We start from the raw sequence: 12,816 nt of genomic DNA, 5'->3' as shown, positions 1-12,816 counted from the left end.
CGTTACCCCTTGACGGCGCCGGCGGCGACACCACGCAGGAACCAGCGGCCGGAGAAGAAATAGATGGCGAGCGGAACGACGGCTGTCAGGATGGTGGCAGCCATGTTCACATTATAGGCGCGCTCGCCCATGGTGGTGTTGACGATGTTGTTGAGCTGCACCGTCATCGGCAGATTGTCCCGTCCGGCAAAGACCAGACCGATCAGGAAGTCGTTCCAGATGCCGGTAAACTGGAAAATGGAGGCAACGACGATCATGGGCACAGACATGGGCAGCATGATCTCGAGGAAGATTCGCCAGAAACCGGCGCCGTCGACGCGCGCTGCCTTGCAGAGCTCCTCGGGAATGGCGACGAAGTAGTTGCGGAACAGCAGCGTCACCAGCGGCAGGCCGAAGATCACGTGAACGAGAACCACGCCTGCGACCGAATTATAAAGGCTCAGATTGGCGAGCAGCCGCACCAGCGGATAGAGGAAAATCTGGTAGGGGATAAGACCGCCGGCCATCAGAAGCCCGAACAGCAGGTTCGAGCCTCTCGGCCGCCAGAAGGAGAGGGCATAGCCGTTGATCGCGCCGATGAAGACGGAAATCGCCACGGCCGGCACGGTGATCTTGACCGAATTCCAGAAGCCGACGCGCACGCCCAGGCACTGCGTGCCCATGCAGGCTCCCGACCAGGCGGTCTTCCAGGCTTCGAAATCGATGGTATCGGGCCAGGCGAAGATGCGGCCCTGACGGATCTCTTCCATTGTCTTCAGCGATGTGACGAGCATCGTATAGAGCGGCAACAGGAAGAACAGTGCTGACAGGATGAGGAAGGCATAGAGCCCGATCTGGCCTGCCGTCAGCCGTGATGGCTTGGGGCCGCGGGGATGAAGAGCCGCCATCAATGTGCTCCCCTTCTTCTGGCGCGCATGTGGAGCGCATAGCGAAACGGCGCGACGGCCATGACCACCGAGAGCACGAGCACGGTGGCGCCGGCGCTCGCAAGGCCGAGGTTCTGGCGCTCGAAGAGATTGTCCATGATGAATTTTGCCGGCACTTCGGTCGCATAGCCGGGGCCGCCACCGGTCTGTGCGACGATGAGGTCATAGGTCTTGATCACGCCCATGGAGAGCAGCATGCCCGATGCGGCAAGCGCCGGCCCAAGCTGCGGCAGGATGATCGAGGTATAGATGCGCCAGATCGGAATACCGTCGATCTGCGCCGCCTTCCATTGCTCCTCGCCGATCCCGCGCATGCCGGAGAGAGCAATGACCATGACGAGGCCAGCACCCTGCCAGACACCGGCAAAGACCACCGTGTAGATCGCCATGTCGCGATTGACGATCCAGTCGAAGACAAAGCTCTGCCAGCCGAGCGCCCTGACCGTCGCCTGAATGCCGAAGGTCGGATTCAGCATCCACTGCCAGATGAGGCCGGTGACCACGAAGGACATGGCATAGGGATAGAGGAAGATGGTGCGAAACACGCTTTCGAAGCGAACCTTGCGATCGAGCGCCGCGGCGAGCACGAAGCCCAGCGCCAGGCAGCCGGCAACGTAAAGTACGCCGAAGATCAGCACGTTTTCCAGGGATGCGAGCCATCGCGACGTCCGGAACAGTTTGGCATATTGGGCAAAGCCGACATAGTTGGACGACGGGAAGATGGTCGAATCCGTGAAAGACAGGCGCACCGACCAGACCATGGTGCCGATATAGACGAAGATCGCGGCAATCCAGGTCGGCAACAGGGCGAAGGTCGCAGCAAGGGGACGTCTGCGCTTGGCTTGCATCAGCAAACTTTCTCGAGAAAATGGGCGGAGCCGATCGACAAGGAGCTCGGCGATCGGCTCGCTCGAAGGCCTATTCGAAGATCGCGAAGAACTTCTCCGCACCGGAGGCACTATCTTCGGACGGATTGGTCCAGAACTCGTCGACGAAGTCGTTGAGGGCGCCGGCCTGTTGCGGCGAGAGGATCAAGGCCTGATCCGGCACGATCTTGCCGGCGCTCATCAGCTCGAGGCCTTTTTGCGCGCAGATGTCGAGCTTCGATTTGTCGACGTCGGTGCGCATCGGCACCGAGCCCTTCTTCAGCGAGAACTCGACCTGCACGGTCGGGTCCATGGCGACCTCCGCAAGCAGGGTCTGGCCCTTTTGCGCGGCTGCATCGGCGATCTTCGGGAAGGAGAAGGAGTCGGCGACATAGACCATGCCGGGCGATTGCGGCGCTAGCATGCAGCCATAATCCTTGCCCAGTTCCTTGCCGGCGGCAACGAATTCGCCCTTGGCCCAGTCACCCATGAATTGCACGCCGGCCTTTCCGGTGATGACCATGGCGGTCGCGTCGTTCCAGTTGCGGCCCGCGGCACCTTCGTCGACATAGGCGCGCAGCTTGCCGAGAATATCCAGCGTCCTCTTCACGCCTTCCGTCGATGCGTCACCCTTGTCCTTGTCGACATAGATCTTGAGGAAACCGTCAATGCCGACCTGGGTCAGCAGGATCATGTTGAAGACCTTGGACTCCTGCCAGGATTGGCCACCCCAGGCGACGGGCTGAATGCCGGCGGCTTTCAGCTTGTCCAGTGCTGCGAAGAATTCGTCCCAGCTCTTCGGCTCGTCGCCGACACCGGCCTTGGCGAAGGCATCCTTGGAGTAAAAGACCCAGCTCTCACCATGGGCGCCGGTCGGAGAGAGGTAGACCTTGCCGTTGTAGGAGATGAGGTCGTAGATCGATTTCGGCAGGACATCGGCCCATTTGCCGGCTTTCGCCACATCATCGATCGGGTTCATAAGTCCCTGACTGACGAAATCAGTATTGGCAAGGCCGAGCACGGCCTGCTTGGCGGTCGGCGGATCGCCCGCAACCAAACGGTTCTGAAAAGCCGCATCAGCTGCTCCGAAACCGGCAATGGAGGAGTCTTTCCAGACGCCACCGCGTTTTTCGAATTCCTGTTTGACGACGCCGAGGGCGGCGGCCTCGCTGCCGGAGGTCCAGGAGGTCATAACCTCGGCCTGCGGCTTGTCTTCCGCATGGGCAGAGATGGAGGCCGCAACGAATGTGGCTCCCATCAATAGCATTTTCACTGTGTCTTTCATTGTTCCACCTCTTCAAGAAAGCCCTCTTGGCGGGGCTATTCGTTTTCGGATCGTTGGTATCAGCGGTAAATCGGCAAAAGCGCCTGTCTGACGAGGGTCAGTCCGTTGGCGATATCGCCGACCGGATCGGGTGCGGCGTCGAGCTCGAGGATGGCCCAGCCTTCATATCCCCGGTCACGCAGCAGCCTGGCCCAGCCCGGCCAATCGACCCGGCCAAGGCCGAAACCGCAGAAATAGGGGCGATGGCGGTCATGAATATGCTCGTCGATCACGGTATCAGCCGGCATCGGTCCCAGCGCATCCTTCCAATGAGCGATGATGACGCGCTCGTGGTGCCGGTCGACAAGCTGCAGCGGATCGGAGCCGGCAACGATGATATGCGCCGTATCCGGGCACATATGCACATAGGCGGGATCGGTCAGCAGCATCAGCAGATCGACATCGCGTGCCGCTGCGAAGATCGAATGCGCTTCGGTATGAAGGGCGAGCCGCACACCCTTGGTATGGAGGGCAGCGCCGAGGCGGTTGAGGAAATCGGCAATCTTGCGCGCCTGCTCGAAATCGAAGAAGCGTGTCGGCTGAGCGCCGAGCGTCTGACGAAGCGGCGCCCCGATGACCATGATGTCGCTGCCGCAGGCCTTGAGGAACTCGGCGTATTTTTCGGCCTTGTCGATGATGGCGGCCTGAGCGGATGCCTCGGTGAAATCGCCGGCGGCCTCGAGCTCGGCAAAGAAGCCGCTCGCCAGGGTCAGTCCGCGCCTGGAAAGTTCATCGGCAAACTTCTCGACCGAACCATAGGTTTTCGTCGCATCCTGCCAGTTGAAGGGCGAGAAGGTCAGCTCCACGCCGGTGACGCCGGAGGCCTGCACGGCATCGAGTATCTTGTCCCAGAAGGCGCGTGGCTCACTGCGGGATAGCGCGATGATGCCATCATAATCCTCTACGCCCCAAAATCCGGGGTGAAAAAAGGTGACAAGATCGACACCAAAACGCAGCCGTTCCGTAGAGGTCATGAGACTATCCGTTCCTAAGACATGGAGGATCGATCGCGGAGCGATGTGCCGCGGCAAATAATCCATAATGATTTCAATGCACTGCAATTGGCAAACGTTTGCCGTGCCTGAATAGTAGACAAGTCGTTTTTATATGCAAGCGATTTTTGGCAAACGTTTGCTAAACGGCCGGGATTGCCGTAGCATCCCGCGCAACGGGCATTGGGAAGGACGCCAAAAATTGAAGATTAACAAGGATATGCCGGCAGAAGAGCATTCCGGTCCTCTGATGGCGGATGTCGCGCGGCTGGCAGGCGTCGCGATCTCCACGGTAAGCCGGGCGCTGGCCAATCCCGGTCGGGTGAACGAGAAGACCCGCGCCAAGATCGATGCCGCCGCCAAGCAGCTCGGCTATACGCCCAATGCCATGGCGAGGGGGCTCCGTGTCGGCAAGTCCAATGTCGTCATGATCATTCTGCCGGGCTCGCTCTATTACGGTGTCTCGCAGGTCATTCCTCTGGTCCTGCAGGGGATAAACCGGTCGCTCAGTCAGAATGGCTATCATCTGATGATTGCCAACCTCGATCGTGACGAGGTTTCCGAGCGTCACATCCTCGATCTGGCTTTCGGCGGCACGGTGCGTGGTGCCATCATTCTCTCCTCGGATCTACCGGTCGATGGCGGCCGGTCGCTCAAGGATTCGGCCCTGCCGATCGTCTCCCTTTTGTTCGATATGAGCCACGTGGCCCTGCCGAGTGTCGTGACCAATGATCGGCAAGCCGTTCGCGATGCCACGGCCGAATTGGTTGCTCTAGGCCACCGGCGTTTCCTTTATCTTGCCGGTCCGCAGGGTAATTATCACGACAATGAACGCTATCTGGGTGCGGTTGAAGCGCTTGCAGCCGCGGGGCTGCCGGAGACGGCGATCGTCAGGTCCGGCGGCAGCCTCGACTATCAGCATGGTTTCCAGATCGGCGTTGCCGCGGCGACTGAATTTGCCAATCTCCCGCTAAGGCCGACGGCCGTCATCGCCACCAGCGATGACATGGCAATTTCCTTCATGAGCTGCGTTCAGCGGATGGGCTGGAAAATTCCGGCAGATCTTTCCATCGTGTCCTTCGACGGCGCTCCGGTCTGCGAATATTCGTTACCGCCTTTGTCGACCATCGAACAGCCTGTCGAGGAAATGGGGCAGATGGCCGTGAACCTTCTGATGGAACGGATCGATGCGCCGGAGAAAGGGGCGGCCATTCGTCATGTCATCGCGAGCAAGCTTATTCGGCGCGAAAGCTTCGGTCCGGCGCCACTAGAGCCGGATGATTTTAGGTCTGTTCGACCTAAAATCTGAATTCGCTCTAGAATCAAAGAAGTAGAGCGTGATGTCGTCCGAAGACCGCATACACTTTTCGGCATCACGCTCTAAATGCTTAGGGCGGCGCGGCGTCACCCTCATTGGTGATTCCATTCCGTCCGAGTGATGAACGGAACAGTCGCGGCGTCGTCCCCGTCCGTCGCTTGAAGATGTCGTAGAACCGGCTGGCGGAGCCGAAGCCGCAATCATAGGCGATCTGCAGAATGGGGCTGCTGGTTTCGGCAAGCTGCTGCATTGCCCGCGCCAGGCGATAACGCGTCAGATATTCGTTGACCGAGATGCCAAGCACGCTGTGGAAGATCTTGTTGGCCGTGCTTGGATGGATGCCGGCGCGCTCCGCCAGCATCGGCAGGCTAATCGGTTCGGAATAGCGGGCATGGATGAGATCAGTCAAGGTTTCGGCGCGCTGCACAGCAATGCTGACGGCCGGCGTCGAGCGCGGCGGCGCGAGGTCACGGGTGTCGTCGGGCGTATCGAGAACGAAGCGCCGTATTCGGAGCTTCACTTCGTCAAGGATCAGCTGACGCCGAGCCGCGTCGCCATGCTGCCAGTCGGTCACCCATTGCGGCAAGAGCATGGCGTCGGAGGGATAGGGCCGGGTATCGGCCGAAAACCGTCCCTGCATGATCGATTGCCGCACATGGCGCTCGATCGGCAAACTCAGGAAATCCGCGAGCGGAAGATAGATGCATATCAGCGGCGCATCCGGCGTGACTGCAATCGTCCTGTGGGGAATGGCAGCCCAGAATAGCACCAGTCGTCCCGCCTCCACCTGCTCCTGTCTTCCATTGAAGATATAGGTCATCTGCCCTTTCACAAGGAAGTTCAGCTCGACGTGATCGTGCCAATGCGCAGCGCTCATGGCATCGGCGATGTGACGTTCGATCAGAAAGCCGCCGGCGGATGTCATGAGAGCTTCGCGCTCGACGGAATTGCTAGGTTTCGACATGAAGGCCCGCCCGATGGCGCGAATCCGGGAATAAATTCACTATTATCCGGAAGAAATCCTGATTTGAAAGAGGCATTGAGGTCATAGCCATTCCACGCGGAGATCCCTTCATGCCAAAGATCTGCCTAATCGGTGCCGGCAGCACCGTCTTTGCCCAGAATATCCTGGGCGACGCCCTCTCCAGCCAAAGCGGTGGCGACTATGTCATCAGCCTCTTCGACATCGACCCAGAGCGCCTTAAGACATCCGAGATCGTGGCGCTGCGCATCTGCGAGGCACTTCATCTCGACAAGGTGCGCGTCGAGGCAACGCTTGATCGTCGGCAAGCACTGCAGGGGTCGGATTTTGTCATCCTGATGATGCAGGTCGGTGGCTACAAGCCGGCCACCGTCACCGATTTCGAAGTCCCGAAACGGCATGGGCTGCGGCAGACCATTGCCGATACGCTCGGGATCGGCGGCATCTTCCGCGGACTGCGCACCATTCCCGTTCTCGAAGAAATCTGCCGCGACATGGAAGACGTGTGCCCCAACGCGCTCTTAATGCAATACGTCAACCCGATGGCGATCAATTGCTGGGCCATCAAGGAGATTGCTCCGAGCATTCGCACCGTGGGACTGTGCCATAGCGTGCAGCATACGGCCGCCCATCTTGCCGATTGCCTCGGTGAGGATATCGCCGATATCAACTATCTCTCGGCCGGCATCAACCATATCGCCTTCTTCCTCAAATATGAAAAGCTGCGAACCGATGGCAGTCGCGAGGATCTCTATCCGCGCCTGCGTGCCCTGGCAGAGGAAGGACGCATTCCCTCTGACGATCGCGTCCGTTTCGACGTTCTGAAACGGCTTGGTCATTTCGTCACGGAATCGAGCGAGCATTTTTCGGAATATACGTCCTGGTACATCAAGGAAGGCCACAACGATCTGATCGAGCGGCTCAATATTCCGCTCGATGAATATATTCGTCGCTGCGAAGTCCAGATCGCCGAATGGCACGAGCTGCGCCGCGATCTCGAAGGCGGCAAGCCGATCGACGTCTGCCGCAGCAACGAATATGCCGCCGGCATCATTCATGCCGCCGTCAGCGGCCAGCCCGCGCTGATCTACGGAAATGTCCCGAACAACGGGCTCATCCAGAATCTGCCCGACGAGTGCATCGTCGAAGTGCCCTGTCATGTCGATCGCAACGGCATTCAGCCGATCCGCATCGGGCGCATACCCTCGCAGCTTGCGGCCATCATGCGGCTTAGCGTTTCCGTGCAGGAGCTGACGGTCGAGGCGGCGCTAATGAGGAGGCGGGATCGCATCTACCAGGCGGCCCTTCTCGATCCCCATACGTCGGCGGAGCTGTCGCCGGATCAGATCTGGAAGCTGGTGGATGACATGATCGAGCAGCACGGCAGTCTCTTGCCCGCTTATCACTAAACCCGGTCGGCATTAGGTCGTCACGCGCAAGCGCGGTTTCCTCGCAGGAGGAGGCCGCGCTTTGTCATTTATGGGATCTGTCGAACTTCGAATTAGATCAAAAAAGATCAGAATTATGATTGACATTGATCTTATTGGGTGAAAGTCTGAGCGAAATAGAAATGATAGTGGAAGAGGAACCTTCGTTGAGCCAGGCCGGGGGAGTGAAAGTCGATCGTCTCGACGCTATTCGGAGCCATCTGTATGCGAACGGATTTTCGACCATTCAGGCGCTCGCGGACGCCATCGGCGCTTCCCTGGCAACGGTGCGCAGAGATCTGCAGGTTCTCGAAAGAGAGGGCGCGATCGATCGCGTCCACGGCGGTGCGCGCATCGCTGAAGGTTCTTCGGTGGAGCTTGCCTTTCAGGAGCGGGCCAAGCGGCATTTGTCGGCCAAGCGCGCCATCGCAACGGCAGCCTATGATCTGCTGACGCCGCGCACGGCCATCTTCCTCGATGCCGGCACCACCGTGCTGCAGCTTGCCCGCCTCATCCGTCTGAACCCGATGCCGCTTCGCATCTTCACCAATGGCCTGACGGTGGCGCAGGAATTTCTCAACATTCCCAATCTGGAAGTTGTGCTGCTCGGAGGACAGCTCCGCAGCGAAAACGCCTCGCTCGTCGGCCCGCAGGCCGAGGCGATGCTTGAGAGCATCTGGTTCGATCAGCTCTTCCTCGGCGCAAGTGCCATCAGCCCCGACGGCGCGATCTACAGCGTCGACAGCGCCGAAGCGAGCCTCAACAAATGCATGCTGACCCGCTCGGCGCATCGCTTCGTGCTCGCCGATTCCTCGAAGTTCGGCACGATGACGACCTATAAGGTCGCTCCCTTGAGCGCTGCGAAGGTAATCACCGATGCCGGTCTTTCCGCGCATTGGCGCGGCGAACTTGCCAATCTCGGCGTCGAGACGACGATTGCGGATCTGGGAGCATCGGAATGAGCGGTGACCTCATCCTCGGCATCGATGGTGGCGGCAGCAAGGTGCTGGCCGCGCTTGCCGACCGAGCCGGGAACGTGTTGCGAATGTCGCGCAGCGGCGGCGTCAACCCGATGGACAATCCGAGCTGGCGGTACGAACTGGATCTTGCGCTCCGTCCTTTTCTGGAAGAGGAGCAGTTGGCGGCCGTCGCCGCAGCGCTGCCCGCTTATGGCGAGGTGGCTCGGCTGTCCGAACTGCAGCACGAGGCGATCGAAAGCAGCTTTCCCAAGGCGCGGCAGCATATTCTCAACGATGTCGACGCGGCCCATCTCGGTGCCTTTGCCGGCGAGCCGGGTATTCTTATCCTGTCCGGCACGGGTTCGATGGCCTGGGCGCGCAACGGCGCCGGCGTATCGGCGCGCGTGGGCGGCTGGGGCGATGTCATCGGCGACGAAGGGAGCAGCTATTGGATCGGGCGAGCAGCCCTCAGCCTTGTCAGCCAGAGTCTCGATGGGCGTGCAGGCCCGACCGCTCTGGCGAAGGCCATGTTCGAATTCCTAGGCCTCGATAGCATCGATCCGGTCAACGCTCTCGGAGGATGGGTCAGCGAACTTAAAAACCCCCGCGCCGAGATCGCAGCCCTTTCCGTTCTGGTCGATCGCGTCGCACGCGCCGGTGATGGCGCGGCAAAGCAGCTGATCGACCAGGCGGCATCCGAGCTTGCAAAGCATATGGAGGCGATAGCGCCGCATTGCGGTCCGGGCGTTGACTGGACCTATGCGGGCGGAACATTTGCAAGCCGCGCCCTGCTTGCCGCTTTGGAGCGGCGCATCGGCCGCCCGGCCGTGAGCCCGAAGCTTCCTCCCATCGGCGGCGCTCTCTTGGCAGCCGCCCGTCTCCTCGACTGGCCGGTAAATGACGGCTGGATCACGCAAATCGCCGCCACGGCAAAGACCGCGGCGGTGCATTCAGGTGAAGCAGACCTCAATAACAAGGAAAGAAGGGAACATGCGTAAATATACTTTGCCATTCGTCGCTTTGGCGGCGCTCGTTGCCGCCGTTCCGGCTCTCGCTCAGGATGCGAAACCGCTTGCCGGACAATCGATCACGGTGCTGATGCCTTCGCCGCAGGCGCCGAATATTCCCGGCGATTTCGAAGCCGAGACCGGCATCCACGTGAACATGCAGACGCTCTCCTGGGACGACATCCGCCCGAAGCTCGTCACCTCGCTGATAGCAGGCACAGCACCTGCCGATGTCACCGAATTCGACTGGTCGTGGACCGGCCAGTTCAGCGCCGCCGACTGGTATCTGCCGCTCAATGATGTGATCGATGCTGATGCCGTCAAGGATATCGGCGTTTCCAAGATCTTCACGGTCAATGGCAACCTGCTCGGCGTGCCCTATACCAACGACTTCCGCGTCATGCTCATCAACAAGAAGCATTTTGCCGATGCGGGTATCACCAAGATGCCGAAGACGCTCGACGAGCTGGTCGCTGCTGCCAAGCAGATCAAGGAAAAGAAGATCGCGACCTATCCGATCGGCCTGCCGCTTTCGGCGACCGAAGGTGCGTCGACGAGCTGGTATCTCCTGACGAAGGCCTTCGGCGGTGAACTGTTCGACAAGGATTTCAAGCCGCTCTTCGTCTCGAAGGATTCCGCCGGCTACAAGGCGCTCGCCTTCGAATTGATGCTACTGAAGGAAGGTCTGGTCGATCCGGCTTCCACCGGTCTCAAGGACAGCCAGATCAATGAGAGCATGTTCGCCCAGGGCGTGACCAGCATCATGATTTCGGGCGAGCCGGGCAGGATCGGTCAGATGAACGATCCGAAGCAATCGAAGGTCGCCGGCCAGGTCGAGGCGATCCTGGTGCCGACGGCTAGCGGCGAAACCCGCAGCTTCGGCCTTCCCGAAGCGCTCGCCATCCCGCGCGTCTCGCAGAACAAGGAAGCCGCCATCGCCTTCGTCAAATGGTTCACCAGCAAGGAGTTCCAGAAGAAGAATGCGGCTAACGGCGCGTTGCCGACCCGCACCTCTGCACTGTCCGAGCTCAATTCCGCCGGCCAGCTGCTCAGCGGTGATACGCTTGTGGCGCAGTCAAAGACCGTCGAGCCGCTGTTCCCGCAGGGTACGCCTCCCTGGTATCCGGAATTCTCGAGCGCGGTGAACACGGCGATCAACAGCGCCGCGAAAGGCCAGGTCACCGTGGATCAGGCCATGCAGAACATCGCCGAAGCGGCAAAGCAGGCATCGGCGCAATGACAATTGCAATTTCTGCCGGTGGCAGGACAAAGCGTGGTGCCGGCGTCAAGGCCGACACCACGCTGGGGATCCTGCTTGTTTCGCCGATCCTGATCACGATGGCGGCCCTTGTCTTTTATCCGATCGCAAGAACGGTCTGGGACAGCCTGCACAGGGTCAATCCGATGCAGGCGGGAACGCCTTTTGTCGGGCTGGAAAACTACACTCGTATGCTTTCCGACGGGCAACTGGGCACGACGTGGGTCAATACGTTTCTCTACGTCGTGCTCGCGGTCGTGGCCGAAACGGTGTTCGGCGTGCTTGCCGCTGCCCTCATCAATCAGGTCAAGGTTGGCCGCCGATGGCTGCTTGCCGCCGTCGTCCTGCCTTGGGCGCTGCCCGGTGTTGTCAATGCCGTGATCTGGCTCTGGATCTACCAGCCCGGAGCGGGATTGCTGAATGGCATTCTTTCGGCTGTAGGCCTGCCTTTCGACAACCATGTCTGGTTCAACGATCGCACCAGCGCCATTATCGCGGTCACGGTGGTTCACGTCTGGCGCATGATGCCCCTGACCGTCGTCATCGTGCTGGCCGCGATGCAGAGCATTCCGGCTCATCTCTATGAGGCAGCTCGCATTGATGGCGCCACCCGCACACAGATGTTTACCCTCGTCACGCTTCCACTGGTGCGCAGTGCCATTGCCGTTGCGATGACCAATGCGACCGTCAACGCATTCAACCTCTTCGACGAAGCCTGGGTATTGGCGGGCTCCAGCCTCGAAACACGGCCTGTCCTTGTGCAGATCTATCTCGAGACCTTCCAGAACCTGCGCTTCTCCTACGGCATGGCCTTGTCGCTCGTGATCACGCTGGTCTCGCTGCTGGTTTCGCTCGTCTATGTCCTGCGCGTCTATCGCAACACCCGGTTTGACTGATGAAACAGAGCCTTTCCTATCGTTTGCTGATCTCGGCCGGTGTCGCGGTTCTCCTGATCTGGTCGCTCGGACCGATCTATTGGACGCTGGCGAGTTCGATCACCCCGACCGAGGATTTTTCGGCGCGACCCATCCATTTCTTTCCACAGCATTTCACGCTGGATCATTTCTCGCGCCTCTTCGGCATCGATATTGCGCGGATCGGCGGGGTGCAGGTCTGGTCGCAGTTTCGTGCGGCGCTGATCAACAGCATCGTGACGTCGGTGGCTGCAACTCTCCTTTGCGTCGCGATATCAGCGCTCGGAGCCTATGCCTTCACACGCATCCAGTTTCCCGGGCGAGGCTTCCTGTTTGCCGCCGTCGTCGCGACGCTTGCAATTCCCGGCTATGCGGTGCTCATCCCGCTTTACCGGATCATGATCGGCCTGCATCTGGTCGATACCTATGTCGGCATCGCGCTCATCTATGTGTCTGCTTACCTGCCCCTGTCGCTGTGGCTGTTGCGGAGCGTCTTCGAGGCGCTGCCGATCGCGCTGGAAGAGGCGGCCCAACTCGATGGCGCCGGCAGGCTCTACATCTTCTTCAACATCGTCCTGCCGCTTGCCGGTCCAGGCCTGACGGCAGCGGCGATCCTGACCTTTCTTGGCGCATGGGGACAATATCTCGTGCCGCTCATCTTCTCGCCGCAGGCGACGAAGCCGTTGACGGTGCTGATCCCAGAATTCGTCACCAAGAACTTCATCGACTATGGGCTGATCACGGCAAGCGGATCGATTGCCATCATCATTCCCGCCCTGGTCGTCATCTTTCTCAATCGATACCTCGTCAGCGGTCTGCTGGCCGGATCGGTCAAGTAAATCG

The 12,816-nt window shown here is 59.9% G+C and carries 12 protein-coding genes; 7 read left to right on the top strand and 5 right to left on the bottom strand.

Annotation, left to right across the window (positions count from 1 at the left end; genetic code table 11):
• Window positions 1-2: 2 nt before the first annotated feature.
• From GA0061100_RS21720 to GA0061100_RS21705, 4 genes are all read right to left on the bottom strand, one after another.
• The gene (locus GA0061100_RS21720) at window positions 3-887 is read right to left on the bottom strand and encodes a carbohydrate ABC transporter permease (protein WP_075854831.1); all 885 of its coding nucleotides are present in this window, start codon (window positions 885-887) and stop codon (window positions 3-5) included.
• Window positions 887-1,774, bottom strand: a complete 888-nt coding sequence (locus tag GA0061100_RS21715; protein WP_075854830.1) for a carbohydrate ABC transporter permease — start codon at window positions 1,772-1,774, stop codon at window positions 887-889. The genes GA0061100_RS21720 and GA0061100_RS21715 overlap by 1 nt, the downstream gene beginning before the upstream one ends.
• Before the next feature lie 70 nt (window positions 1,775-1,844).
• Window positions 1,845-3,077, bottom strand: a complete 1,233-nt coding sequence (locus tag GA0061100_RS21710) for an ABC transporter substrate-binding protein (RefSeq protein ID WP_075854829.1) — start codon at window positions 3,075-3,077, stop codon at window positions 1,845-1,847.
• Between the two features lie 59 nt (window positions 3,078-3,136).
• Window positions 3,137-4,090, bottom strand: coding sequence for a sugar phosphate isomerase/epimerase family protein (locus GA0061100_RS21705; RefSeq protein WP_075855104.1), 954 nt, complete (start codon window positions 4,088-4,090; stop codon window positions 3,137-3,139).
• Between the two features lie 238 nt (window positions 4,091-4,328).
• Here GA0061100_RS21705 and GA0061100_RS21700 point away from each other — a divergent pair, with 238 nt between their 5' ends.
• Window positions 4,329-5,417: a LacI family DNA-binding transcriptional regulator gene (locus GA0061100_RS21700; protein ID WP_075855103.1), complete on the top strand. Its 1,089-nt coding sequence runs from the start codon at window positions 4,329-4,331 to the stop codon at window positions 5,415-5,417.
• A 79-nt stretch (window positions 5,418-5,496) separates the two neighbouring features.
• Here the strand turns inward: GA0061100_RS21700 and GA0061100_RS21695 are convergent, their stop codons facing one another.
• The gene (locus GA0061100_RS21695) at window positions 5,497-6,390 is read right to left on the bottom strand and encodes a helix-turn-helix domain-containing protein (RefSeq protein WP_075854828.1); all 894 of its coding nucleotides are present in this window, start codon (window positions 6,388-6,390) and stop codon (window positions 5,497-5,499) included.
• A gap of 110 nt (window positions 6,391-6,500) precedes the next feature.
• Here GA0061100_RS21695 and melA point away from each other — a divergent pair, with 110 nt between their 5' ends.
• The 6 genes from melA to GA0061100_RS21665 all read left to right on the top strand — a co-directional run bounded on the left by melA (window position 6,501) and on the right by GA0061100_RS21665 (window position 12,812).
• The gene (melA, locus tag GA0061100_RS21690; RefSeq protein WP_075854827.1) at window positions 6,501-7,817 is read left to right on the top strand and encodes an alpha-glucosidase/alpha-galactosidase; all 1,317 of its coding nucleotides are present in this window, start codon (window positions 6,501-6,503) and stop codon (window positions 7,815-7,817) included.
• A gap of 185 nt (window positions 7,818-8,002) precedes the next feature.
• On the top strand, window positions 8,003-8,797 hold the full coding sequence (locus GA0061100_RS21685; RefSeq protein WP_075854826.1) for a DeoR/GlpR family DNA-binding transcription regulator: 795 nt from the start codon (window positions 8,003-8,005) through the stop codon (window positions 8,795-8,797).
• Window positions 8,794-9,792: an N-acetylglucosamine kinase gene (locus GA0061100_RS21680; protein WP_075854825.1), complete on the top strand. Its 999-nt coding sequence runs from the start codon at window positions 8,794-8,796 to the stop codon at window positions 9,790-9,792. Before GA0061100_RS21685 ends, GA0061100_RS21680 begins: the two co-directional genes overlap by 4 nt.
• Window positions 9,785-11,041 (top strand): ABC transporter substrate-binding protein, encoded by a 1,257-nt coding sequence (locus tag GA0061100_RS21675; RefSeq protein ID WP_075854824.1) that lies wholly within the window; start codon window positions 9,785-9,787, stop codon window positions 11,039-11,041. The genes GA0061100_RS21680 and GA0061100_RS21675 overlap by 8 nt, the downstream gene beginning before the upstream one ends.
• Window positions 11,038-11,955: a carbohydrate ABC transporter permease gene (locus tag GA0061100_RS21670; protein WP_075854823.1), complete on the top strand. Its 918-nt coding sequence runs from the start codon at window positions 11,038-11,040 to the stop codon at window positions 11,953-11,955. Before GA0061100_RS21675 ends, GA0061100_RS21670 begins: the two co-directional genes overlap by 4 nt.
• Window positions 11,955-12,812 (top strand): carbohydrate ABC transporter permease, encoded by an 858-nt coding sequence (locus GA0061100_RS21665; RefSeq protein WP_075854822.1) that lies wholly within the window; start codon window positions 11,955-11,957, stop codon window positions 12,810-12,812. Before GA0061100_RS21670 ends, GA0061100_RS21665 begins: the two co-directional genes overlap by 1 nt.
• Window positions 12,813-12,816 lie beyond the last annotated feature (4 nt).

This window comes from Martinezella hainanensis (assembly GCF_900094555.1).
Lineage (GTDB): Bacteria > Pseudomonadota > Alphaproteobacteria > Rhizobiales > Rhizobiaceae > Rhizobium > Rhizobium hainanense.
The sequence above is the reverse complement of the archived record's forward strand: the minus strand, read 5'-3'. Positions and strand labels throughout refer to the sequence as shown.

What these genes read in the sequence shown, in the direction of transcription:
- GA0061100_RS21665 (WP_075854822.1), top strand. Translation starts at nt 11,955, where the DNA reads ATGAAACAGAGCCTTTCCTATCGTTTGCTGATCTCGGCCGGTGTCGCG.
- GA0061100_RS21695 (WP_075854828.1), bottom strand. Translation starts at nt 6,390, where the DNA reads ATGTCGAAACCTAGCAATTCCGTCGAGCGCGAAGCTCTCATGACATCC.
- GA0061100_RS21670 (WP_075854823.1), top strand. Translation starts at nt 11,038, where the DNA reads ATGACAATTGCAATTTCTGCCGGTGGCAGGACAAAGCGTGGTGCCGGC.
- melA (WP_075854827.1), top strand. Translation starts at nt 6,501, where the DNA reads ATGCCAAAGATCTGCCTAATCGGTGCCGGCAGCACCGTCTTTGCCCAG.
- GA0061100_RS21720 (WP_075854831.1), bottom strand. Translation starts at nt 887, where the DNA reads ATGGCGGCTCTTCATCCCCGCGGCCCCAAGCCATCACGGCTGACGGCA.
- GA0061100_RS21705 (WP_075855104.1), bottom strand. Translation starts at nt 4,090, where the DNA reads ATGACCTCTACGGAACGGCTGCGTTTTGGTGTCGATCTTGTCACCTTT.
- GA0061100_RS21700 (WP_075855103.1), top strand. Translation starts at nt 4,329, where the DNA reads ATGCCGGCAGAAGAGCATTCCGGTCCTCTGATGGCGGATGTCGCGCGG.
- GA0061100_RS21680 (WP_075854825.1), top strand. Translation starts at nt 8,794, where the DNA reads ATGAGCGGTGACCTCATCCTCGGCATCGATGGTGGCGGCAGCAAGGTG.
- GA0061100_RS21715 (WP_075854830.1), bottom strand. Translation starts at nt 1,774, where the DNA reads ATGCAAGCCAAGCGCAGACGTCCCCTTGCTGCGACCTTCGCCCTGTTG.
- GA0061100_RS21710 (WP_075854829.1), bottom strand. Translation starts at nt 3,077, where the DNA reads ATGAAAGACACAGTGAAAATGCTATTGATGGGAGCCACATTCGTTGCG.
- GA0061100_RS21675 (WP_075854824.1), top strand. Translation starts at nt 9,785, where the DNA reads ATGCGTAAATATACTTTGCCATTCGTCGCTTTGGCGGCGCTCGTTGCC.